General features: G+C 51.0%; 26 protein-coding genes. 18 read left to right on the top strand and 8 right to left on the bottom strand.

Annotated features, from left to right (window positions below):
- Positions 1 to 25: 25 nt before the first annotated feature.
- The gene (locus tag BQ7367_RS04175; RefSeq protein ID WP_072524339.1) at positions 26 to 1,042 is read right to left on the bottom strand and encodes a virulence RhuM family protein; all 1,017 of its coding nucleotides are present in this window, start codon (positions 1,040 to 1,042) and stop codon (positions 26 to 28) included.
- On the opposite strand from BQ7367_RS04175, the gene BQ7367_RS04170 reads away from it, so the two are divergent.
- The 8 genes from BQ7367_RS04170 (at position 1,013) to BQ7367_RS04140 (ending at position 5,339) form a co-directional block, all read left to right on the top strand.
- The gene (locus BQ7367_RS04170; RefSeq protein ID WP_072524338.1) at positions 1,013 to 1,306 is read left to right on the top strand and encodes a hypothetical protein; all 294 of its coding nucleotides are present in this window, start codon (positions 1,013 to 1,015) and stop codon (positions 1,304 to 1,306) included. The genes BQ7367_RS04175 and BQ7367_RS04170 overlap by 30 nt on opposite strands.
- Before the next feature lie 393 nt (positions 1,307 to 1,699).
- Positions 1,700 to 2,284: a TetR/AcrR family transcriptional regulator gene (locus BQ7367_RS04165; RefSeq protein ID WP_072524337.1), complete on the top strand. Its 585-nt coding sequence runs from the start codon at positions 1,700 to 1,702 to the stop codon at positions 2,282 to 2,284.
- Positions 2,285 to 2,364: 80 nt separating this feature from the next.
- Positions 2,365 to 2,637 (top strand): class I SAM-dependent methyltransferase, encoded by a 273-nt coding sequence (locus BQ7367_RS14765; RefSeq protein ID WP_235837540.1) that lies wholly within the window; start codon positions 2,365 to 2,367, stop codon positions 2,635 to 2,637.
- 30 nt (positions 2,638 to 2,667) lie between these two features.
- Positions 2,668 to 3,009, top strand: coding sequence for a class I SAM-dependent methyltransferase (locus tag BQ7367_RS14760; RefSeq protein WP_235837612.1), 342 nt, complete (start codon positions 2,668 to 2,670; stop codon positions 3,007 to 3,009).
- Positions 3,010 to 3,013: 4 nt separating this feature from the next.
- The gene (locus tag BQ7367_RS04155) at positions 3,014 to 3,619 is read left to right on the top strand and encodes a class I SAM-dependent methyltransferase (protein ID WP_072524336.1); all 606 of its coding nucleotides are present in this window, start codon (positions 3,014 to 3,016) and stop codon (positions 3,617 to 3,619) included.
- 12 nt (positions 3,620 to 3,631) lie between these two features.
- Positions 3,632 to 4,537 carry an alpha/beta hydrolase gene (locus tag BQ7367_RS04150; protein ID WP_072524335.1) on the top strand — a complete coding sequence of 302 codons (906 nt, stop codon included), beginning with the start codon at positions 3,632 to 3,634 and terminating at the stop codon, positions 4,535 to 4,537.
- A gap of 117 nt (positions 4,538 to 4,654) precedes the next feature.
- On the top strand, positions 4,655 to 4,870 hold the full coding sequence (locus tag BQ7367_RS04145) for a class I SAM-dependent methyltransferase (protein WP_072524334.1): 216 nt from the start codon (positions 4,655 to 4,657) through the stop codon (positions 4,868 to 4,870).
- A 4-nt stretch (positions 4,871 to 4,874) separates the two neighbouring features.
- On the top strand, positions 4,875 to 5,339 hold the full coding sequence (locus BQ7367_RS04140) for an L-2-amino-thiazoline-4-carboxylic acid hydrolase (protein WP_072524333.1): 465 nt from the start codon (positions 4,875 to 4,877) through the stop codon (positions 5,337 to 5,339).
- 67 nt (positions 5,340 to 5,406) lie between these two features.
- Here BQ7367_RS04140 and BQ7367_RS04135 read toward each other — a convergent pair whose 3' ends face one another.
- The 5 genes from BQ7367_RS04135 to BQ7367_RS04115 all read right to left on the bottom strand — a co-directional run bounded on the left by BQ7367_RS04135 (position 5,407) and on the right by BQ7367_RS04115 (position 12,409).
- Positions 5,407 to 7,140, bottom strand: a complete 1,734-nt coding sequence (locus BQ7367_RS04135) for an ABC transporter ATP-binding protein (RefSeq protein ID WP_072524332.1) — start codon at positions 7,138 to 7,140, stop codon at positions 5,407 to 5,409.
- Positions 7,140 to 8,900: an ABC transporter ATP-binding protein gene (locus BQ7367_RS04130; RefSeq protein ID WP_072524331.1), complete on the bottom strand. Its 1,761-nt coding sequence runs from the start codon at positions 8,898 to 8,900 to the stop codon at positions 7,140 to 7,142. The genes BQ7367_RS04135 and BQ7367_RS04130 overlap by 1 nt, the downstream gene beginning before the upstream one ends.
- Before the next feature lie 21 nt (positions 8,901 to 8,921).
- Positions 8,922 to 9,497, bottom strand: a complete 576-nt coding sequence (locus BQ7367_RS04125; RefSeq protein WP_072524330.1) for an MptD family putative ECF transporter S component — start codon at positions 9,495 to 9,497, stop codon at positions 8,922 to 8,924.
- A gap of 53 nt (positions 9,498 to 9,550) precedes the next feature.
- Entirely contained in the window at positions 9,551 to 11,713 is a 2,163-nt protein-coding gene (locus BQ7367_RS04120; protein ID WP_072524329.1) for an ATP-binding cassette domain-containing protein, read from the bottom strand.
- Between the two features lie 87 nt (positions 11,714 to 11,800).
- Complete coding sequence (locus BQ7367_RS04115) at positions 11,801 to 12,409, bottom strand: TetR/AcrR family transcriptional regulator (RefSeq protein ID WP_072524328.1); 609 nt, start codon at positions 12,407 to 12,409, stop codon at positions 11,801 to 11,803.
- Between the two features lie 170 nt (positions 12,410 to 12,579).
- Between BQ7367_RS04115 and BQ7367_RS14755 the strand changes: the two genes are divergently transcribed.
- The 6 genes from BQ7367_RS14755 to BQ7367_RS04090 all read left to right on the top strand — a co-directional run bounded on the left by BQ7367_RS14755 (position 12,580) and on the right by BQ7367_RS04090 (position 18,110).
- Positions 12,580 to 13,299, top strand: coding sequence for a helix-turn-helix domain-containing protein (locus tag BQ7367_RS14755; RefSeq protein WP_235837539.1), 720 nt, complete (start codon positions 12,580 to 12,582; stop codon positions 13,297 to 13,299).
- Positions 13,300 to 13,322: 23 nt separating this feature from the next.
- The gene (locus BQ7367_RS14750; protein WP_235837538.1) at positions 13,323 to 13,793 is read left to right on the top strand and encodes a hypothetical protein; all 471 of its coding nucleotides are present in this window, start codon (positions 13,323 to 13,325) and stop codon (positions 13,791 to 13,793) included.
- Positions 13,794 to 13,917: 124 nt separating this feature from the next.
- Positions 13,918 to 15,477: a recombinase family protein gene (locus BQ7367_RS04105; RefSeq protein WP_072524327.1), complete on the top strand. Its 1,560-nt coding sequence runs from the start codon at positions 13,918 to 13,920 to the stop codon at positions 15,475 to 15,477.
- Positions 15,478 to 15,629: 152 nt separating this feature from the next.
- On the top strand, positions 15,630 to 16,016 hold the full coding sequence (locus BQ7367_RS14745) for a hypothetical protein (RefSeq protein ID WP_235837537.1): 387 nt from the start codon (positions 15,630 to 15,632) through the stop codon (positions 16,014 to 16,016).
- Positions 16,009 to 16,158 carry a Fic family protein gene (locus tag BQ7367_RS14740; RefSeq protein ID WP_235837536.1) on the top strand — a complete coding sequence of 50 codons (150 nt, stop codon included), beginning with the start codon at positions 16,009 to 16,011 and terminating at the stop codon, positions 16,156 to 16,158. The genes BQ7367_RS14745 and BQ7367_RS14740 overlap by 8 nt, the downstream gene beginning before the upstream one ends.
- A gap of 476 nt (positions 16,159 to 16,634) precedes the next feature.
- Positions 16,635 to 18,110: a D-alanyl-D-alanine carboxypeptidase family protein gene (locus BQ7367_RS04090; RefSeq protein ID WP_072524324.1), complete on the top strand. Its 1,476-nt coding sequence runs from the start codon at positions 16,635 to 16,637 to the stop codon at positions 18,108 to 18,110.
- 63 nt (positions 18,111 to 18,173) lie between these two features.
- Here the strand turns inward: BQ7367_RS04090 and BQ7367_RS04085 are convergent, their stop codons facing one another.
- A complete protein-coding gene (locus BQ7367_RS04085; RefSeq protein WP_072524323.1) occupies positions 18,174 to 19,169 on the bottom strand; it encodes a helix-turn-helix domain-containing protein in 996 nt (331 codons plus the stop codon).
- Between the two features lie 73 nt (positions 19,170 to 19,242).
- A complete protein-coding gene (locus BQ7367_RS04080) occupies positions 19,243 to 19,590 on the bottom strand; it encodes an ArsR/SmtB family transcription factor (RefSeq protein WP_072524322.1) in 348 nt (115 codons plus the stop codon).
- Positions 19,591 to 19,783: 193 nt separating this feature from the next.
- On the opposite strand from BQ7367_RS04080, the gene BQ7367_RS04075 reads away from it, so the two are divergent.
- The 4 genes from BQ7367_RS04075 (at position 19,784) to BQ7367_RS14735 (ending at position 23,117) form a co-directional block, all read left to right on the top strand.
- Positions 19,784 to 20,002, top strand: a complete 219-nt coding sequence (locus BQ7367_RS04075) for a cation transporter (protein ID WP_072524321.1) — start codon at positions 19,784 to 19,786, stop codon at positions 20,000 to 20,002.
- A 130-nt stretch (positions 20,003 to 20,132) separates the two neighbouring features.
- Positions 20,133 to 22,016 (top strand): heavy metal translocating P-type ATPase, encoded by a 1,884-nt coding sequence (locus tag BQ7367_RS04070; protein WP_072524320.1) that lies wholly within the window; start codon positions 20,133 to 20,135, stop codon positions 22,014 to 22,016.
- Between the two features lie 155 nt (positions 22,017 to 22,171).
- Positions 22,172 to 22,909 (top strand): tyrosine-type recombinase/integrase, encoded by a 738-nt coding sequence (locus tag BQ7367_RS04065; RefSeq protein WP_235837535.1) that lies wholly within the window; start codon positions 22,172 to 22,174, stop codon positions 22,907 to 22,909.
- Positions 22,881 to 23,117 carry a tyrosine-type recombinase/integrase gene (locus tag BQ7367_RS14735; protein WP_235837534.1) on the top strand — a complete coding sequence of 79 codons (237 nt, stop codon included), beginning with the start codon at positions 22,881 to 22,883 and terminating at the stop codon, positions 23,115 to 23,117. Before BQ7367_RS04065 ends, BQ7367_RS14735 begins: the two co-directional genes overlap by 29 nt.
- The last annotated feature ends 287 nt before the right edge of the window (positions 23,118 to 23,404 follow it).

The raw sequence follows: 23,404 nt of genomic DNA, 5'->3' as shown, positions 1-23,404 counted from the left end.
GGCCGATAACGGGTATTTCTGCGTTTTAATCCTTGTCCTCGGTGCTGGCAACAAGTCGGTCAAAATCACTCTGATACTGCCGATCCTGAATGACACGGTATTTCTCAAATTCGCTCTCGGCAAAGGCTTTTGCAATGGCCGCTGTCACTTTTCCTTTATGATGCAGCACTTCCTCCTCGTTAAACTGCAAAAACGCATCCAGCCGTGCGACCCAATCCTGCATATACATGATGTTCCCACGGTGTGCCTGTCGCTCGGCATAATCAAGATACATCGTGACAATTTCGTTCAGGCTTCCCATCTCGGTTTCATCCAAATAGTTTTTCGCTATCACAACATCGGATTTTCGGATTCTGCCGCTCGGTGCATTTTTCCATGTTGTAAGCCCCATATTCGGTTTCGTGCTGTCTGCCCGGTCATAGATGATCTCCGCTGCGGTGTGCTTTGTAATGGCATAATGCAGTTTGTTTTGTACGGTGGCGAAAAACTCTTTTGTAACAGGACTGTCCACATCATAGTCTGCGCTGCATTGGGAGTATATGTCCGTGATTTTCTGGTAAAAGCGCCGTTCACTAGAACGAATGTCGCGGATGCGCTCCAACTGTTCTTCAAAATAATCCTTCCCAAAGAAGTTCTCCGGCTCTTTCAGGCGCTCATCGTCCATGACATAGCCCTTGATAATATACTCCTTCAGTATCCTGTTCGCCCAGATGCGGAACATGGTGGCCTTTTTGGAGTTCACCCGATAACCGACCGCAATGATCGCGTCCAGATTATAGTACCGTGTGGGATAGTTTTTCCCGTCCGCCGCAGTTGTTTCCAAAACGGAAACAACTGAACCCTCCATCAATTCACCAGAGGTAAAGATATTCTTCAGGTGCTTTGAGATGGCAGCTTTCTGCACCTCAAACAGCTCCGCCATCTTTGCCTGCGTCAGCCATAAATTTTCCTGATATAGCAGGATTTCAACCTTAACGTCGCCGTTATCGGTCTTATAAAACAAAATTTCTCTTTGACTGAATATGCCGAGCTGAAAGCGCAGGCTGCGGATTTTGACCCGGTAGAGCTGTACAAAGCACGGCAGGTCATCCGTCCTGCGCAGGAAAAGGCGGCAGAACAGCAGTTAGAGGATGCCATGCACGAGAAGCCTTCTCTCATTATGCTGCTCAGCGCCAAGCAGGAAACATCCCACCTGCTTGGCGCGGATGCAGAAGAACGGCAGGCGCGACAACTCATTATGCACAGAAATCAAGAGCAGTATCGAAATTCTCTCAGTAAACGAAAAAGAAATGACCCTGAGCGGTAATCATGTATAAAGACGGTGGCTCATACGAGTCGCCGTCTCTATACATGGGGCATGTCGTTGAGCGTTGTGCAGATCGTTCCATAGGAAGATTATTGCAGATATTATATGTGGTTCATGTTGTGTTAATTCCTGCTTTTTTCTTGTAATCAATCCGTCCGTGCAATATGAAACAAAATGGGTATCAGAACGCAGCGTTTGGATGCTTCGCTCTGATGCCCTTTTACGATATAGTTTCTTTTACCGCGGCGACAACGATTACCGGAATTCCAGCGTCTCTTTCTGCAACGCTGCACCCCTTTTGATTAGTGATTTTTTCTCCGCACCTCTTGCAAAACAGAAAGAAACGCGGCATAATATGACCGAAAGAACCGAATTGGTCATATTTAAGGAGGCGTGGGCTTGGCTTTTACCGATTACGAGACTGAACAGCTCCGCAAGGCGTTGCTGAAGGAAACGAGACATTGTGCTGTCACGCTGGGGATGAAGAAAACCTCCGTAGAGCAGCTGACGAAGGCGGTCGGGATTGCGAAGGGCTCGTTCTATAAATTCTACGAATCCAAGGAAATGCTTTTCTTTGCGGTTTTAGAGGGCATCCATGCCGAGCTTTACGGGGTAGCCGACCATGCACTGAGCGAAACTGACGGCTTGCCGCCGTCGGAGCGTGCGGCAAAGGCGGTTCTTGCCGTCTGCCGGAGGCTGTCTGATACTGGCGACATGGTTTTCATTGAAAACGATGCGAAGCTGCTTTTGCAGAGACTGCCGGAGGGCGTCAAAAATGTCCATTACCACGATGACGAAACGCATATTCGTCAGCTCTTGGAAAAATATGATTTGATGCCAAGGTGCGGCGCTTCTTTGGCTGCCGCGACGGTGCGGGGACTGATCCTCACAGTTTCCCATAAGGAGCAGATTGGGGAGCTATACCCGCAGGTGCTGGAAACGCTGGTGTACGGTGCTTGCAGGGAGTTATTTGAATAAGCGAAAGGCCGCAGAAATGCGGCTTTTCCAAGGCACAACGGTTAGCATCATCTAACCGAACAACCGCACATATCGGTTAGATGAATCTAACGTCGAAAGGAATGATAGCGATGCGAAAACACAAGAATTTCTGGGATAAAAATGCCGGTCGGTATGACCGCTTTATGCGAAAGGACCGGGCAGCATATGACGAGATGTATGAACTGATCCGACCGGAGGTGAAAGCCAAGACGGTGCTGGAGTTGGCCACCGGCACAGGGTTGATTGCAAAAAACATCGTGAACGCGGCGGCGCACATTGAGGCGACGGATGCCTCCCCGGAGATGATTGCCGAGGCAAAACGGGACAACTGATCGGCGAAGCTGCACTTTTCGGTGCAGGATATGTTCCGTCTGCCCTATGTGGAGGAGTCCTTCGACGTGGTGATCGTGTCCAACGCGCTGCACATTGTGCCGCAGCCGGAGAAAGCCCTTGCCGAGATCCGCCGGGTGCTGAAGGACGACGGTGTGCTCATCGCGCCCACCTTTACCCACGCGGGAAATTCGTTTCCCGGCAAGGTCAAAGCCTTTTTCATGAAGCTGGCAGGCTTCCCTCTCCACAGCAGATGGACGAGCGAGGAATACCTGCGCTTCCTACGGCAAAACGGCTGGGCGGTGCGGAAAAGCGCTGTTCTGAAGGCATCCTTCCCGCTGACTTATGCGGAATGTGTGAAATCGGAGGTGTGATAAGATGTCATTTTTTGAGAACACCAGAAAGCCTGTGGGGCTTGGCGGGAAAATCATGGTCACCATGATGAACCTGGGGCACAGTCCTGTGGCACGGTGGGGACTTCACTTTTTGGAGCTTACTCTGGACGCCAAGGTGCTGGACTGCGGCTGCGGCGGAGGGGCGAACATCAAGAGACTTCTGAAAAAATGCCCGGAGGGTATTGTCAAGGGCATTGACTATTCCCCCGTCAGTGTGGAGAAATCCAAAAAGGTCAACGAGGCCGCCATAGCGGTGGGCCGCTGCACCGTTCTGCAAGGCAGCGTGGCGAATATGATCTTTGCAGGCGACTGGTTCGATGCGGTAACGGCCTTTGAAACCGTCTATTTCTGGCCCGATCTGCCGCAGTGCTTCCGGGAGGTTTACCGGGTGCTGAAGCCCGGCGGGACATTACTCATCTGCAACGAAAGCAACGGCGATACGGACAAGGACAAGAAGTGGACGGAAATCATCGGCGGCATGACCATCTACAAGGACGCCGAGCTGAAGACGTATCTGGAGCAGGCGGGCTTTCACGATGTGCAGATACGCAAAAAGAAAAGCTGGCTGTGCATCACGGCGCGGAAATGAGGGGGCTAAATTATGAGTATCTTTGCATCTATCTTACGCAGCGTATACAAGCTCTCCGGCGCGAAAAAGGCGTTCGCCTTGCCGGAGGATGCACTGCGAAAGGAAATTGAAAAGCAGAACCAGCATCGTGGCGTTTTTACGCCCACCGACCACAAAGCACATTATGAGACGATCACAGTGAACGGCTTTCCCTGCCTGATCGTGCGAGAGCATCCGAAGCCGTCCGAGCGCGCAATTCTCTATTTCTTTGGCGGCGGCATGGTGATCGGCCCCGATAAGGGCGACCTGCCTGTGATGCGCAAGCTCTGCCGCGAGACCGGCTGTGATGTGTGGTTTCCGTTTTACCCGCTCTGCATGGAACACTGCATTACTGAAACCTACGCGATGGTGTACGAATGTTATCGAAAAATGATTACGCTGTACGGCGGCGGAAATGTCAGTACCTGCGGCTTTTCCTCCGGCGGTGCGCTGGCGCTTGGCATTGCGGCGCACAACAACGCCCAGCCAGAGCCACTGCCGCAACCGAGGCACATTGTCGCCGTATCCCCCGGCGAGGTGCCGTGGAACGATGCGGAAAGGGCGCGGATGCAGGCACTCAATAAACGGGACGTTTCCATCGACTATGCCTTTATGGTGACGGTGGAAAAGTTCATGCGGCATGGCTGCGAGAATGTGCCGGACTATATGCTCTCCGGCTCACGGGGAGATTTTACCGGCGTAGGCGATATTCACTTCTTCTATTCTGCCGACGAGGTGCTCTACGGCGCATTGCCGGACTTTGAGGAAGCCTGCAAACGGGCAAATGTCCCCTATACGGTGTCCGCCCGCCCGAAGATGGTGCATTGCTACTGTATGCTGCCGATCTTTCAGGAAGCGAAGGAGGACTTCGCAAAGATCGTGGATTTTTTGAAGAGATGAGACTGGAAACGGGCGCGTGATGATTGAAACACGGAGGGAAGGCCATGGAACGAAAAGAAGCCATTCGCGGTGCGTACCGAATGACGGGCGGAAAACGACGCCTATCTGGAAAAGGCAATGTCCGGTATTCCGGAGCATTTCTCCGGCAAGCTGCTGGAAGTGCCGGTGGGAAAAGGGATTCTGACCATGCCGGTTTATCAGACTATGCCGGAGGCGGACATTACCTGTCTCGATTATTCGCCCGATATGATGAGGCAGGCACGGGAAAAGGCTGACCGCCTGCACCTGAAAAATGTAACCTTCCGGCAGGGAGATGTGGGAGCACTCTCCTAACCCTATGGCATACAACGAGTTGTTCGCCCTTGCCTTCGTTGCGCCCTATGTGGCAAGCGAAAAGAAAATTCCACCAACGGCCGTGCAGGAAATGATGCGCCGCTCACTCTATCATATCAAGTGGTATTTTGCAAAGACCGACTTGAATACCGACAAGGACAAGGCGGAGAACAAAAAGAGCGTTGTCAAATACGCCAAATGGTACACGCCCGAAAAGGAAGCGAAATACCCGACCTCCTTCAAGGTGGATTTTGTCGGGCAGCCGTATGAGGGTGCCTGTTACTACCGCATTACCCGCTGCCCGATTTGCATTTACGCGGAGAAACTCGGTGTTTCCGAACTCATGCCGTTGTTCTGCGAACTTGATGAAGTGATGATCACGCTTCAGCACGGCGTGCTGCACAGAAAACAGACGCTGGCGAATGGCGGAGAGTATTGCGACTACTTTATTACCGGAAACAGAGAATAAACGGAGAAGCTCGTATCGGTCAATAGCTGATACGAGCTTCTTTTCATATTTTTTAGATTGTGTTTCTTCAGACCTTCCACCCGGCGGCCTGCTGCCGCTCCACCACGAAGCGGCGGTAGAGCCCGTCAACAGCAACCAGCTCGTCATGGGTGCCCTGCTGAACGATCTCGCCGTGATCGACCACAAAAATTTGGTCGGCATGGCGCACGGTTTTCAGCCGGTGGGCGATCATGATGACCGTCTTATCATGGGTCAATTCCGCAACGGCCTCCATCAGCTCCTTTTCATTTTCGGGGTCGACATTGGCGGTGGCTTCGTCCAGAATGATGATGGGTGCGTCCTTCATGATGGCGCGCGCAATGGAAATTCGCTGACGTTCGCCGCCCGAAAGCGTAGCACCGCCTTCGCCGATGACGGTGTCAAAGCCGTTCGGCAATGCCATGATAAAGTCGTAGCAGCGGGCTTTTTTCGCGGCGGCCTGCACCTCCTCCATGGAGGCGTCGGGCTTGCCAAAGCGGATATTGTTGGCGATGGTGTCGGAGAACAGATAGACCCGCTGAAACACAAAGGAGAAATTGCGGATGAGGCTGTCGTAGCTGTACTCCCGCACATCCCGTCCGCCGAGGCGCACGCTGCCGCCCTGCACGTCCCAGAACCGCGCCATGAGATTGCACAGCGTGGTCTTGCCACTTCCGGACGGACCGACGATGGCCACGGTGGTTTTCTCCGGGATGGTCAGGGACACATCGTGCAGGATGGGCTTGCTGTCATAGGAGAAATCCACATGGGACAGGGTGATGTCCTCCCGTTCCGGCGAAAGCTCCTCCCCGTCAATGTCCATGGGTTCTACGCGCAGAATTGCGCTTGCCTTATCTACGCCGATGTCGATGGAGCGGAACAAAGCCGAAAAGCTTCCGGCGCTGTCCAGCTGCTCAAAGAGGATGAACGAGCAGATCAGCATCAAAAGGCAGTTTGTCAGCTCCATGGTGCCGCTGAAGTAAAAGACGATAGCGGCCGCGCAGACGGCAACGCCGGTGAGCTTGTTGACAACAAACTGCGCCAGCATATAAAGCACCGACGGGATCTCCATAGCAAAGGACGCCCTGCGGGCTTCCTCCACAGCGCCGTGTACCTGCGTGGCAGAGTCGTGGGTCAGGTCGAAATTCTTGACCTCGGCGATGCCCTGCACATATTCCAGCACCTTGGACACAAGGCGCTCATCGGCATTGAACTTCCGCTGGGAAAGGGTCTGCTCCGCCCGCTGCATGGCGGCGTTGACGGCAAAGAACAGCAGCAGTCCCGTCAGTGTGATCAGCCCCATGCGCCAGTCAAAGAGGAACATCATCGCTGCGATGATGCCGGAGGTCAGAAAGCCGCGGGTCGTGACCATGACGACGCGGGTAGCCACATTCGCCATGTTTTCCATGGTGTTGGTGGTGACGGACGTGACCTCGCCGAGGCTGTTGTCATTGAACCAGCCCATAGGCAGGTAGCGCAGGTGCTCGGCGATCTCGATGCGTTTGTTGGCGCAGGCGCGGTAGCCCGCACGGGTCTGGAGCATGGTAGCCTTCATGTTGATGGCAATCGTAATGATCAATGAGATCACGATAATGCCGAGGCTCGTCCATAAAGTTGCCATAGTGACGTTCCTTTCCAGCAGCGCCTGAATGACGATGGCGGCTGCCGGAATACGCATGGCAGAGCAAATGGCGCTGACCACGCCCAGCCAGATAGATGTTATAAACAGCCTGCGGTTGTCCACCCCGCAGAAGGCAAAAAATTTTTTCAGTGTCTTGAGCATTACGCCACCTCCCCGTCGTCTTTGACGCTGATGTGGGCCTCCCACATGGTTTGATAAAGGGGGCAGGACGCAAGAAGCTCCGCCTGCGTGCCGGTCGCTTCGATCTTGCCTTGATTGACAACAATGATCTGATCGGCGTCCGCAATGGTGGACAGCCGGTGGGCAATGACCAGCAGCGTCTTGCCCCGCACCAGCCTTCCCAGTGCCGACTGGATGACCGCCTCGTTTTCCGGGTCTGTATAGGACGTTGCCTCGTCGAGAATGACGATCGGCGCGTCCTTCAGCATGGCACGGGCAATGGAGATGCGCTGCCGCTCACCGCCGGACAGGTGACCGCCGGATGCACCGCATACGGTCTGATAGCCGTTCTCCAGCCCCATTATGAACTCGTGGCAGCCGCATTTCTTCGCGGCGTCAATGACCTCCGCATCGGTCGCACCCTTTCTGCCCATGCGGATATTGTCCATGACAGAAAGGTCAAAGAGGTAGTTGTCCTGCGACACATAGGCGATGTGCTTCGTGCACTCCGCCAGCGGCAGCGTGCGAATGTCCACGCCGCCCAGGTCGATTTCTCCGTCCTTCACATCCCACAGGGAGGCGATGAGCCGGGCGATGGTGGATTTTCCACTGCCGGAAGGCCCGACCAATGCGTTGACCGTCCCCGGGGCAATGTGCAGATCGATTCCGTGCAGTACCTCCTTGTCGTGATAGGCAAAGCGGACATCTTTCAGCTCGACGGCGTTGTCCGCAGGCAGCTTTTCCGCACGTTCCGGACGCTGCATATCCTCGCCGGACAGCACCTCCGCCACCTCACCCACGATGGTCGTCACCTGCGCGATGTCATCGGTGTAGGAAAAAGCGGTGATCAGCGGCTGCATAACGCCGAAGGACAGAACAATGACCGCGAGAAACGTCTCCGCCGACAGTGTGCCGTGCATATAGAGAAGGCAGCCCACCGGCAAGATGCCGAGAAGTGTCGAAGGGAGTATCGCCATTCCGGCCACCTGTCCGAACAAACTCCCGCGCATCCAGTCGATGAAGCAGTCCGCGCCCTCTTTTGCGGCGGAGACGAACTTTGCATAGCTGGTCCTGGACTGACCAAACGCCTTGATGACCTCAATGCCGCTGATGTATTCCACAGCCGTGTCGTTCAGTGTCTTTGTCGCGGTGACCGTGCGCTGAAACTTCTCGTTATAGCCGCTGAACATGGACATAAAGCAGAGAATGCCCAGCGGCAGGACGATGAACATGGAAAGGCCCATGCGCCAGTCCTCGATGAACAGCAGCACCAGTACCGCCAGCGCCCCCACGATGTTGGTGGTCATCTCCGGCAGCAGGTGGGCAAGGGTGGTTTCGATGGAATCGACCCGCTCGACGATGATGTTCTTATACGAGCCGGAGGAACGATCCAGCACCGTACCCAGCGGCAGCGTCGCTAGCTTGTCCAGCAGCCGGACGCGGGTATTGGCCAGCACATGGAACGTCGCATGGTGGGAGAGAGAGGTGGACACGCTGTGCAGCACATAGCGCAGCACCCAGCAGCCCGCCATCCATGCGCAGAGCGTCAGGCAGCGGGGAAGCTCCGCCGTGCCGTTTACCAGTGCGGTGATAAGCCGGATGATGATGAAATACGGAATAAGCGAGCAGGCAACGCCCAGCAGCGCCGTAAGGACGCTCAAAGCGTACTCGCCGTACCGCCCTTTTGCCAGCTCTGCCAGCCACGAGGCGGCGGAGCGCTTTTGCTTCGTGTTCTGATTCATGGGTAATTCCTCCAAGGCAGATCAGGCAGCCAGATGCTTCTTCACGATGCCCTTGCCGATAGCTGCTCCGATGAATGCGGCCACGATCACACCGGCCACCAGTGCCACGGATACCCAGGACTGCAGCATCTGGGATGCGGAAAGGATGGCGTCCTGACGGCCATCGGTGACCATCTGATCCGCCATAGCCTTGGCTGCGATGGCGTAGGGAATGATGGTGCTGCCGAATGCAGCCAGCACCTGATTGATGACATAACTGACGGTCAGCGCCTTCGCGTTGCCGTAGCCCATCTTCCACAGCAGCAGCTCGGCAATGGCACCGGAGAGAATAAAGAGGATGATGTACGGCAGGTATCCGCCCATAATGGCGCGGACAATGCTGTAAATGAGGATCGCACCGGGCTTTTTCACCTTCGTGCCGATGATGAAGTAGACGATGCCCTCCAGCAGGGCGAAAAACACCGGCATCAGAATGATGGTAATGGGCGTTGCGTACAGGACGGAGCTGGCGAAGAAAATGACCACATTGATCAGAGCCAGCAGGACAACGGTGATGATGTCCTTGATTTTCAGTTTATTAGGGTTTGCAGTACTCATGGTTAAAGACTCCTTTTTGAATGGAATATGGTTGAACGTCGCAGAGACGGCGATCACAGGATAAGGCCGGCGGCGATCGATGCCGCCAGCAGGACGCAGAACACAGCATCCCACGCAGAAAACCGAAGCGACAGATAGTTGCTTTTGCGGCGGGTTAAGTCGATGCCCCGTGTTTCGGCGGAGGCGGACAGCGTTTCGGCGATGCGGATAACGCGCAAAGCCATCGGCACGGTCAGTATTTCGATATAGGATGGCAGCGCACGCAACTTTTGCCATGGCGTCACAAACGCGCCCCGGGTGCGGATGGATTGCCGCAGCAACTTCATGTCTCCCGACAGAACGGGGAAGAAGCGGAAAATCACCGCCACGATCATGATCAGCCGCTCCGGTAGGCGCAGATTGCGCAGCGCTGCCAGGGTACGGCTGGCTTCATTCCGCCCAATCAGCGTCCGCATGGAAATGCCAACGGCAATGATCCGCGGGAACAGCACCAGCATAAAGGAAAACACCGTGCCCGGCAGCAGAGCGTTTGCCGCCCACAGCAGCCCAAAGCTCATCCCGCCTGCCAGCGCCGTTCCGAGCCAGCCGTCCGCTGCGGTCAGCAGGATCAGTGCCGTATATACGGCATAAACTAAGTGGTTGTTGGATGTGGAGATCACGACCAGCAGGGCCAGCCAGTAAAGCAGCTTCGTTGCCGGGTGGAATCGTTCTTTATGCTGTTTTTTCGCAGGAGCATTGGAAAGATGGAAGCGCTCCATATATTGCCGTACCGCTTGCAAATCTCGTTCCGAATGAACGGGAAATTCTATTTCTGCATGCCTATCCGACAGCCCAATGCAGCGGTCACACGCACCTGCAATTAGCTCAGGGTCGTGGGTGATGATGAGAACAGTCTTTTCTTTCCGCATCTCCCGGATCAGCGCTGCGCACCGCTCCAGACTTTCCGCGTCCTGTCCTGCTGTCGGCTCGTCCAGTATGACGATCGGCTTGTCGGATAGATACGCCATCATCAGCGTCAGACGCTGCATCTGCCCGCCGGAGAGGGAAAAGGGATGCCGGTTGCGGCAGTCCCACATATCCATACTTTTCAGCAGCGCTTCCGTTTTTGCTTCAAACTCCGGTGTCACCGCATGGCCGTATTGCAGTTCGTGCAGGACGGAGCCTGTGAAGAACTGGAACTCCGCCTCCTGAAGGATGAACAGCACTTGCTTTTGCAGCTGCTTTGGATTTTGCGACTTTCCGAAAAGCATTGTCCTGCCGCCGGAGGGGCGGTAAAGCCCTGCAATCAGCTTGCCGATGGTCGTTTTGCCGCAGCCGTTTGCGCCCACAAGGCCGACGATCTCATGCTCACGGACGGAAAAGCTGACACCAGAGAGGGTATCTCCGGCCTTCCTGCCGTATGTATAGCAGACATCTGAGACGGCAAGCGCCGTCGGCGCGGTTTTCGGCAGCGGCTCTTTCTCCGGCACGGTGATCTCCGCAAGGTCGAGCGTGCGCAGAGAAAGTGTTTGTCTCCGCTCCACTGAGAACGCCTTTGCCTCTGCGGCAGTATATTTTCCTTTGATCTCGCCGTCTGCCATGACCCAAAATTCGTCGGCAATGTCGGCAAGATAGTAGAGTCGGTGCTCGCTGAGCAGCAGCGTTTTGCCCTGCTTTTTCAGGGCAAGCAGAATCTCTTTTAACTGCTGCGTGGCTGCAAAGTCCAGATTGGCCGTGGGCTCATCCAGCAGAAAAATATCTGTGTCCATTGCCCACGCGGACAAGATGGAGATGAGCTGTCGCTCGCCGCTGGACAACTCGTAGACATTGCGATCCTTCAGCCGCTCCAGATGAAAGATCCGGAAGGCCTCATCTACCCGCCGTCGGATTTTATCTTGCGGCAGACCGTGATTTTCAAGACCGAAGGCCACTTCATTGGAGCTGTTCACGGTGAAAAACTGGCTGCGAGGATCCTGAAAGACCGAGGCGGCCAACTCGCCGATCTCGCCGATACGTATTCCGGCGGTGTCCTGCCCGTTCAGGCGGCAAAAGCCTTTTAGCTCTCCCTCATAAAACTGCGGTATCAGTCCGTTGATGCACCGCAGCAGCGTGGATTTTCCGCATCCGCTGCCTCCGCAGAGCACCACGCAGCGTCCCGCCGGGATGCCGCCGCCGACCTGTCGGAGGATGGGCAGCTTTGCCTCCGCATATTGGAATTCAAATTCAAAATCTATCATCGCAAACTCTTTTCTTATTAGTTAGCCATCTCTAACCAACAGTCGTAAGAAACGGACGGATGGACCGTCCGAATCAACTTTTCGGATTTATTGCAAGGTATCGCATAGCTGCCGCCAGCCAGCGTTGGTGAAATCAAGGACTGCCTGTAAGCAGGTAAGCATTCTGCCTTCCTCCATATGCTGATCCAGCAGTTGGCGGAAGTACCAGAACTGTGAGCCCATCAAAAGACGGATCGCATCGGCATTTGGCGCTTTCCCATAGATATGCGAAAAGAATTCCACCGTTTGTTCCGCTTTTTGATCCATTAGTTTATGCAGCACGGTTTCCATGGAGCTGCCATCGCTGCGGCAGAAAAATAAAGTGCAGTCATTGCAGTGCTCGGTCAGCAGTTGAAAATATACCTGTTCTTCGGCGTTTATGGCGCGGAGGATATCATCCGGCTGCGCGCTGCACTTTGCTTTTTCGTATTCTTCCGCGATGGGAGCAAAGAGAACCTGCATCGTCTCAAAAAAATCCTGAAGCAGACTGGCAAACAACGCGTCTTTATTCTTGTATCTTGTGTAGATTGCCCCCGTAGTAACACCGGCTTTTTCGGCGATCTTGTGCAGAGAGGCTTTCTGAAAGCCGTAAGCAAGAAATTCCGAATAAGCAGCCTGAATGATCCCATCATCCAGGGAATGATCCCTATTGGCCATGTCTTCACTCCTCTGCGCCTAAATAATAACATCATTATCGATAACGACATTATTATAGCGTTCTTTTTGCTGCTTGTCAATGCGAATTGCACACTCTGTTATTCACTTATGATAATGTCACCTTAGGATTCACTTGAGATTTTGTCTCTTTTTGGTATCCTATTAAAGTTATGAAAGAAGGTAAAATTACATTGTCACAAAAACAACTGAAAACTCTTACTGTCATCAACCGTTTTATTGACAAATCCATTTCCAGACAACAGGCTGCTGAGCTTCTAGGTCTTTCTCCACGCCAGATCTCACGTTTAAAGAAAGGAGTCCTTACTTCTGGCGCAGAATCCCTCATTCACAAAAATACCGGCAGAAAGCCTGCTCACGCTGTTCCAGATGAATTGAAGGAAGCCGTCCTTCAGATTTATTCCCGCCCGGAATTTTCTGGGGTCAACTTCCTCCATTTCAAAGATATACTCGTAGCAGATTTCGGAATCACCCTTTCCTATTCTGCCCTTTCCAGTATACTAAAAAATGCAGGTTTTGAAAGCCCCAAAAAGAAAAAAATCCGTCACCGTACCCATCGACGGAAAAGAAAGCCTCATCCCGGACAACTGATACAGATTGACGCTACGCCTTACGAATGGTTTGGCGGTAATACCAAGTATGCTCTGCATGGAGCCATTGATGATGCCACCGGCAACGTGGCCGGCCTGTTCCTTACCCACAACGAATGCCTTTACGGTTACCTGGAAACCATGCGTCAGTGCTGCATGAACTGGGAGTTGATCTCATCTTTGCAAAAACACCTCAGGCAAAAGGGCGTATTGAACGCTTATGGGCAACTCTTCAGAGCAGGCTTCCTGTTGAATTCGCAAGGCGGGGGATCAGGACCCTGACGGAAGCAAACCGTTTCCTGGAAATGGAGTATCGGGAACTCTTCAACCAAAAATTCTCTGTCACACCGGAAGCGGAGTCCATTTTTATCCCCCCAGCAAAAGGAATCGATCTGGATTCCATTCTCTGTGTAAAACACACGAGAAAAACAGATGCAGCCGGAACTTTTTCTTTTAAAAACCGCTGTTTTCAGATTTTAGACGAAGGGTTCCCCATTATCAATGCCCGCCGTGAGATCACCGTATTGATAAATCCCCGTTTCGGTATCCGCATAGAGTACGGAGGCCGGATTTACAACACGATCCGGTACCTGAAACCGCAAAACAAAAATGCCAGCTTAAAGGTACCTAAAAAGGTACGGACAACTGTAGAACCACATTTGCAGTTACGGCACAGCAGCGAAGAATGGAAAGCCATTTGGTGGCTGGAAGATTATAACCTGTCACTTAAATTTTTGTACGAATTGTTTTTTGAGAAACAACAGTCTGCTTCGTAAAAGGGCATTTGCCCTTTTACGAAAGTGACATTATCTCAAGTGAAACTTAATATTAAAAAGTGACATTTTCAAAAGTTATTGACATGCGAATTGCACACTGCTTTGCAAAAACACTCCTTGACAAATCTCGTCTCAGAAAGCCCTGCTGAGCAAATACGCCGCCGATCATGGATTTCGGAACACCCGGTTCTTCGTGGACGATGGCTTCTCAGGAACCAGCTTTCAAAGGCCGGGGTTCCAGGAGATGATGCGATATGTGGAGGATTACAGCGTATCCGCTGTAATTGTCAAAGACCTGTCCCGGCTGGGCAGGGAGTATTCCTACATGGGGCGATTGCAGGATTTCATCTTTCCTGCCTATGACGTCCGCTTTATTGCCATCAACGACGATGTGGACAGCGCCAAAGGGGAAAATGATTTTGCGGTGTTCAAAAATGTATTCAACGACTACTACGCCAAGGATACCAGCAAGAAAATCCGGGCAGTGGTTAAGATGCGGGGCGAAGCCGGGGAGCATATCGCCAGCAATCCGCCTTATGGGTACATAAAAGACCCGCAGGACAAAAAGAAATGGATTGTAGACGAAGAAGCGGCAAAGGTGGTGCAGCGCATTTTCAACCTCTGCATTGCGGGGAAAGGCCCTATGCAGATCGCAAAAATCTTCACAGCCGACAGGGTGCTGACCGTCACCGCCTATCACGCCAGGCAAAAGGGCTGGGCTATGCCGGAGAACCTATACCGTTGGAATACCAACGCCGTGCTTAGAATTTTGGAGCGGCGGGAGTACACGGGCTGTACCGTGAACTTCAAGACCTATACCAAGTCCCTGAAATTCAAAAAGCGGATGGAAAACCCGGTTGAGAACCAGCGCATTTTTGAGGATACCCAGCCCGCCATCATTGATAAGGGACAGTGGGAACGGGTACAGGAACTTCGGAAGAACAAACGCAGGCCGACAAAAACAGGAAGAACCAGCATTTTCTCCGGCCTGCTCTACTGCGCCGACTGCGGGGCCAAGCTGTATTTCTGCACCTGCAATACCTACAAAGACGACAGCCAGAATCATTTTGTCTGCTCCAATTACAAGAGCAACACCGGCTCCTGCAAAATCCACTATATCCGGGAACAGGTGCTTTATCGGATTGTGCTGGAAACCATACGGCAGACATTGAGTTATGTCCGTATGTTCCGGAAGGATTTCAAGCTGGAAATGCTGGCGCAGGACGAGGAAAGCCGCAAGGCCGAACTGGCAGAAAAACAGAAAGCCCTCTCCGGGGCGAAAAAACGGATGGAGGACTTGGACCGGATTATCCAGCATATCTATGAGGATAATGTGCTGGGAAAGCTGTCTGACAGCCGGTACTTAAAATTATCCCGCCAATATGAGAAGGAGCAGGCAGAGATTAAGCAGCTTGCCGCCGTATTGGAACGGGAAATTGAGGCACAGGCCGGGCAGGTTTCCGATGTGAACGAGTTTCTGAAGCTGGTGGACAAGTACCTGGATATTCCAGAACTCGACGCCGCCATCCTCAATGAGCTTGTGAGCAGGATCGTGGTGCACAGCCCGGTAAGGGAGAACGGAAGGAAGCAGGTGCGAATCGACCTGTATTTCACCTATGTGGGGCAAATCCGCATTCCTTTGAAGATTGGAAGGGAGTCCTTAAACGAATCGGAACCGGCGTGACTTGACACGCCGGTTCCTACCAAAATTCTTTTTACTTCCTTATGGGACGTTGCCTAAGGGGACAGGTACTTTTTAAAAGGAGTCTGTTCCCTTTTGGTGATATTTTCAGAAAATTTTCTGGTTGTTGAGACGTAGCTGACGGAAATTGCAAAATGCAGAAAAAACGGAAAATAGTGAAATACTCTAAAAAGAAAAGTTCCTATGCTTCAAATAAAATAGAAGGGAATACACTGACAGAACAGCAGGCAAATGAAGCAATTGACAGTGATCTGCACAAACACTTTCTGAAGCCGGAACAGGAAGTCCAAAATCATTTTCTGGCGTTGAATTCTCTTGAAGAGAGCTTAAAGAAAAAAATATTTTTCCAAATCCATGATCCTAAAAGTTCAGTCGATCGTGGAAAAGGGAGCATCAAAAGAGAAAATCGGGCTCAGAGGTCCAATGCCGCCGGTCGTATTATTTGCCGTGTACGATTTAGAAACAAGAATACCGGAATATATTCCGCCAGAATATACAGATATTCCGGCGCTATTGGATGAACTCATTGAATATGTGAATACAACAGATGATCATCCCCTGATCATTGCGGCCGTTGTCCACTACCAGCTGGTTACCATCCATCCTTTTGAAGACGGAAACGGAAGGACTGCCAGATTAATGTTAGGATATATTCTGGATTAATTACTTCCTGAAAATGATGTGTCTGTATTCAAAAAAAGTATGTGAGTTATCGAAGACAGCGGAAGAAGAGGAATTGGCAGGCAGCTTTTCTCATTTTAACAGAAGGGAAAAGAGGTCCTGGTGTTTTTGATCAAGAAGAGGCTCTATGAATTTACACCGATCGATGTAAGCAGAATGATTGGCGTGACGAATAAAACAGTGATCAACAGATGCGCAAATCTTGTAAACAGTGGATTCTTGATCTCGGTTATTGTTAAAACAAGAATTCGGTCATATTGGTTAAGTAACTTTTCGAGAGCAAATGAAAAAAGAATTCTGAGAGACTTGCGTAGGGCAAAAACACTATTTAGTGAGAACCTCATCTTGAAACCCCTCCTGCAATTTACTATAATGGGTAGAAAGATTACCATTTTCTCTTTATCCTTACAGATTCATACAGAACAGTGGGAGAAAATGACAGATAACGGGAGCGGATTATGAAGAAGAGAATAAAACGGGTCACGGCCGCAGTGCTTACGGCTGCGATGACACTTGCGCTTTCTGCCGCGGTATTTCGGGAAGAAGCGGCAGCAGAGGAAGTGATGGATTTTGAGACCGCGCGGCAGGCGTCCTATGACACGGTCCCTGAGAGCAACGGGATCCAGGGGTGGCCGCAGGGACCTCAGATCTATGGAAATTCGGGAATTGTGATGGATATGAACAGCGGTGCTGTCCTGTATGCGAAGAAGATCGATGATCAACATTATCCGGCCAGTATTACCAAACTGCTTACGGCACTGGTTGCTTTAGAGAATGCCAGCCTCGATGATCAGGTGTATTTTTCAGAAAACAGTACCTCTTTTCTTGAGTGGGGGGATGCCAGTATCGGGATGACTCCGGGAGAGATCCTAAGCATGAATGACGCGCTGTACGGGATGCTCCTGGCTTCGGCAAATGAAGTATCTTATGCCATCGCGGAGAGTGTAGGCACCCTGATGGGCGGCAGTTATGATACGTTTATACAGGCTATGAATGACCGGTCGGCCGAGCTGGGGTGTACAGGATCCCACTGGGTCAACGCCAACGGTCTTCACGATGATCAGCATTATACTACGGCTCATGATATGGCGCTGATCGCCTCAGCGGTCTACCAGTTTGAGGAGTTCCGCACAGTCACCCAGACGCTGAATTATACGATAGGCCCGACAAATCTTGTGGGAGAATCACGGACCTTTCAGCAGAACCATAAAATGCTCTGGCCGGAAAATTATTACTATTATGAATACTGTACCGGCGGAAAGACGGGATATACAGATCAGTCCAGGACAACACTGGTGACTATGGCCGATAATGGTGATCTCCAGTTAGTGGCTGTTATTCTGCAGGATGACGGAGATGTATATGTAGATACCCGGGCCATGTTTGACTATGCTTTCGGCAATTTTTCAAAAGTATTTCTCAAGGATCAGAATAGGGCAGAAGGAGTCAGATCTTATGTGGATGAAACTCCTTATGTACTCCTTCCGGCAGGAATTGAATTTTCCTCTCTGGACAGTGAGATTACAATTGAGGATGAGAAAGAGGCATCAGGAAAGATCACCTATTATTACCAGGGCCAGAATGTGGGAAGCGCGGATGTCGTGCTTACCGCTGATTATGTGGAGGAGATGACCGGATACAGTGAAAAAGCCGAGATAAAAGCGCTGGATGGCTCCGGGGACGCACAAAATGGAGAAGAAGGGGGACTTCCATTTCCGGTGAAGCTCCTGATCGGAGTGGGGGCGGCAGTCCTTGTCCTGCTGGCAGTATTTCTAATTGTTCTTAGATATCAGCTGATAAAACGCAGAAGAAGGCGCCTTCAGATGATGAGAAGAAAGAGACATTCGCAAAAGAAGCCGGTAAAGAGACGTATCTCAGAGGAAGAAATTCGGAAGAGACATGAAAATCCTCATAGAAAAAGACGGTATAATTGACAAAATAATTAAAATTATATTTTTTAAAATAAAAGAAAGTTTTAAGTTTACAAATTAATATATTTACAGATACTGCCTGCGGTAATCCGTGGGCAGTATTTTCATGATATCTTTAAATGCGGCAGAAAATTTACTCTGACTCTCATAGCCTACGGCACGGGAAATGGCAGCGATACTGTCTCCGGTTTCCCTTAAAAGAACAGCTGCCCGTGAGATCCGGTACTGCTTCATATAGGAAGCGACAGGCATGCCATAGACAGACTTAAAAATTTCTTTAAGAGAGGCGCTGTTGATATGGTACTGCCGAGCCAGCCCGTCGATGGTATATCGACGGCTCAGGTCGTCGGTTATCTGATCATGGATACGGCGGATGATTTCTACCTGTTCCGAATGATAGGGGTCAAGCGGCAGAGCAGCGCCCGCTTCGGTCATGCTCAGGAACATAAGGAGTTCCTGGCATTTTAATTTCAGGTAAGGCAGCTTCATTCTTTCCGGCAGATCGTATACTTCAGAAAAGATGTGTTCGATACAGCTGCTTGCGGGCAGGGCCGCGGTCTCCCGCGAACCGCAGAATTTCCGGCAGAGGGCCGCGGTGTCGACCTGGGCTTCTTTTAGAAGAGAGGGGCATTGTTCCTTTAAAACCAGCGGATCCATTGAGACAGAAAGCCCTTCATAGTATCCCAGAGGAAGCGTAATGAAGGAATCCGAGCATTTGTCCGTGGCATGGAAAGACAGATCACCGCTTCCAAAATACAGGCTCAGACCTCCGCGCATTTCCCATCCGATACGGCCGCGGCGGCAGTGGTCGACGGACAGGACGGTTCCTTTATGGTGATGGTGAAAATGGAACCGGTCTGCCAGAAAATAATTGTAGGACAGCTCGATTCCCGGATACAGTTCATAGGTCTCTGTTTTGATCTGCGCGGTGGCAGGCAGTTCCAGGGGGGGACACTCCCAGGTGGGATCTCCATCTTCCAGAGGATGCCGGACCGCAAGATATTTTCCTCCCGGTACGTCACGCAGTTTGTTTTTTATCTCGCAGATCTGTTCCTTTTCCATAAGAAATCTCCATTCAGCCACCTGACTGGCGGCACAAACTTTTCTTCTAAAATAGTTTATATTCTGTATAATTTTATGACTCGGGACAAGTGATCCTGCCAAGTTTTTCGATCATGTGGTGAAGAACCTGAGCCAGCTCAGTATCCGCAGTCCGATAATACATTTCTTTGCCGTCCCTGCGGCTTACGATCAGGCCGCTGCTTTTTAAAAGCCTCAGATGGTGGGAGACGGCAGGACTGCTCATATTCACGAGAGACGCGATGTTGAGGACGCATTCTTCGCAATGGCACAGCAGCCAGAAAATTCGCAGCCGGCTGGGATCGCCCAGTTGCTTTAATGCGTCGGACACTCCCGCGATCTCATTTTCACCGGGCATATTGTCCATAATATTTTTTTCTTTTTCGTTTAAATCATTTTTCATCGATAAATTGCTCCAATCGGAAATAGTTTTCGCCCAAACAGAAAAATGCGAATCTGTTTTATTGACATATTATACTCTCGGAGGTACATTATAGTCAACAATTAAATAATTGTTTAACTATTGATATGGACAAAAGAAGAGCCGATTGAAAGAAATGAAAAAATAGTTTAATAAATAAAAAAGGAGCGAAAATATGAAAAAAACATACAAAATAGATGTAGACTGCGCTAACTGCGCGAATAAAATGGAAGAAGCCGCAAAAAAGACAGCAGGAGTCAAGGATGCTGTAGTAAATTTTATGACATTAAAGATGAATGTAGAATTTGAAGAGGGACACGACGCAAAGGCAGTCATGCAGGAAGTACGCGCGAACTGTAAGAAGGTTGAGGATGACTGTGAGATTTTCCTGTAATATGTTTGCGGACCAAGACACGGAAACAGAATTTATACCCCGGATGCCGGAAACAGACCGGGGTTTAAAAGAGACATATAATTAAAAAATTATTTAATTATTAAATTGTTAAAAGAAAGAGGGAGACATCGTGAATAAAAAGCAGAAAAAAATGTTGCTCCGCATTCTGATCGCGGCTGCGCTTATGATTTTGCTCCATTTTATTCCTGTTACGGGGTATATCAGATTTTTACTTTATCTTGTGCCCTATCTGGTCATCGGATATGATATTTTGCTCAAGGCCGCAAAAGGCATAAAGAACAGGCAGCCATTCGATGAGAGTTTTCTGATGGCAGTAGCCACGATCGGGGCCATTGCCATCGCGCTGAAGGAAAACGGAGATTATACAGAGGCTGTGGCGGTTATGCTGTTTTATCAGATCGGCGAGTGGTTTCAAAGCTATGCAGTCGGGAAAAGCCGCAGGAATATCAGTGAGCTTATGGACATCCGTCCGGATTACGCCAATGTAGAAAAAGACGGGAAACTGGTGAAGGTAGATCCTGACGAGGTGGAGATCGGTTCTGTGATCGTGGTGCAGCCGGGGGAAAAAGTCCCGATAGACGGCATTATACTGGAAGGCTCATCCTCACTGAACACCAGCGCTCTGACCGGGGAGAGCCTGCCCAGGGAGGTAGAAAAGGACGACCAGATCCTGAGCGGATGTATCAACATGACCGGGGTCCTGAAGGTCAGGACAACAAAGGAATTTGGCGAGTCTACTGTATCAAAGATCCTGGATCTGGTAGAGAATGCCAGCTCCAGAAAATCAAAGTCCGAAGAATTCATTACGAAATTCGCCCGGATCTATACACCGGCAGTCGTATTTTGCGCTATTGCCCTGGCGGTTCTTCCGCCTCTGGTGCGTATGGCAGGTCTCGGACTGCCGGCTGACTGGGGAACCTGGATCTACCGGGCGCTGACCTTCCTTGTCATCAGCTGCCCATGCGCCCTTGTCATCAGCATTCCTCTGAGCTTCTTCGCGGGGATCGGAGGAGCCGGCAACGCGGGAGTCCTGGTGAAAGGCTCCAATTACATGGAAACACTGTCCCAGACAAAGTATGTTGTGTTTGACAAGACCGGCACGCTGACCAAAGGGGTTTTCGAGGTGAACGCAGTTCATCACAACAAGATGACAGAAGAAGAACTGCTGGAATATGCTGCTCTGGCAGAGAGCGCGTCCTCTCATCCGATCAGTAAAAGTATTCAGCGGGCATATGGGAAGGAGCCGGACCGCGGCAGAGTGACGGATATCCATGAGATCGGCGGAAATGGTGTCACCGCGGTTGTAGACGGTATCCCGGTAGCCGCGGGAAACGCAAAACTGATGAGAAGACTTGGCATCAATTATATAGACTGCCACAGCGTGGGTACTATCATCCATATGGCGGTAAACGGGGAATACGCCGGGCATATCGTGATCTCGGATGTAGAGAAGCCCCATGCGAAAGAAGCCATTCGTCAGCTGAAAGCTTCCGGTGTGGCAAAAACTGTGATGCTCACCGGAGATGCCGATAAAGTGGCGGAGCAGGTGGCGGCCTCCATCGGGATCGATGAGGTGTACAGTGAACTGCTGCCGGAAGATAAAGTTACGAAAGTAGAAGAATTACTGGAAACAAGAAAAGACAGGGGAAGACTGGCATTTGTCGGGGACGGGATCAACGACGCGCCGGTACTCTCCCGGGCGGATATCGGCATCGCAATGGGCGCCATGGGGTCCGACGCGGCCATCGAGGCAGCCGATGTGGTCCTTATGGATGACGATCCCCTGAAGATCGTAAAAGCGATCCGTATTTCGAGAAAGTGTCTGCGTATTGTGTATGAAAACATCTGGTTTGCCATAGGGATCAAGATCATCTGCCTGATCCTGGGAGCTGTCGGGATCGCGAACATGTGGCTGGCGATCTTTGCCGATGTGGGCGTGATGATCATCGCTGTACTCAACGCGATCCGCGCCCTGTTTGTGAAGAAACTTTAATAATAAAGAGGAGATTGGGAACAGCAGAGCTGTCCGGTTTTTGCCGGGCAGTTTTTTCATTGGTTATTTTGTGAATGTATTTTTCCGGAAAAAAATGGCAGACTAAGAGTAACATTTCAGAATAACCTTACACTTAATTTAGAAGGAGGACTATCATGTTTCGCAGCAAAGAAGAGAATGACTGGATCAGAGAGGAAGAAACGGGATTATTCCTCACCTATGAAAAACGGCAGAAAGCCCTGGAAGGATTCACCGCGTATCTGTACGAAAAAGAACACGCGGACAACACGATCTCAAAGTACCGTACAGATATCCGAACCTTTTATCGGTTTCTGGGAGAAAGCAAAACAGTCACAAAAAAACTTCTGGTGGGATACAAGAAATGGCTGGAGGAGAACTACGCGCCCGCCAGCGCGAACTCCATGATCGCGGCTCTGAATCTGTTCCTTAAATTCCTGGGAGCAGAGCAACTGAAGATCCGGCCGTTTCGTATTCAGAAGCAGGCTTTTTCAGGAGGAGAGAAAAAGCTGACAAAAGAGGAATACGGACGGCTCCTGGAGGCGGCCGCAGGGCAGGGCAAAGAACAGCTGGCCATATTGATGGAGACCATCGGGGGGACCGGAGCGCGGGTCAGTGAGCTGAAGTTTTTTACCGTGGAAAGTGTTCGGAAAGGAAAAGTAGAAGTGAACAACAAGGGAAAGCGCAGGGTCATCCTGATCCCCCGAAGGCTGCGGATGAAGCTGACAGCTTATCTGAAAAAGCAGGGGATCCGGCAAGGAGAAATCTTCCTGACGAGGGAGGGGAATCCCAAGAACCGGAGCAACATCTGGAGAGAGATGAAACGGCTGGCAGAGAGATCAGGTGTTGATCCCGAAAAAAATCTTTCCCCATAACCTGAGACATTTCTTTGCGGTCAATTTTTACCGGATCACAAGGAACCTGGTAAAACTGGCGGATATCCTGGGGCACAGCAGTATCGAAGTTACAAGGGGGTACGCAAGGAGCGGCATGGAGGAATGTGAAAGGGATATGGATCTTCTTTATGAGCAGACAACCGGAAGACAACATAAGGATTCTTATGTCGTACACAGAATCAGATAGAATTTTTGACGCCATTATTTTATCACCCATACATAGGAATTGCAAGAAATAAAAGGCAGTTTCTGCCCTTTCTTATAAAACAAAATTCTTCTTTTTTCGACCGGCACCGGAATGAAGACGGCAGTGCCGTTAGAAAAGTGCGCACTTTTTTAAGGGTATGCCTATCTTTTTGTTAAACTTTGGAAAAGGCATCCCCCGGGATCCTGGCTTGTCGGCCGTTTTTTTCAGTTCTTGTTCTTTTTCTCTTTTACGATTCCGGAATTACCGCGACAGAGCAACATAAGAAT

Source organism: Clostridium sp. Marseille-P3244 (genome assembly GCF_900120155.1).
Taxonomy (GTDB): domain Bacteria; phylum Bacillota; class Clostridia; order Lachnospirales; family Lachnospiraceae; genus Mediterraneibacter.
This window is presented reverse-complemented; position numbering and strand designations above follow the sequence as displayed.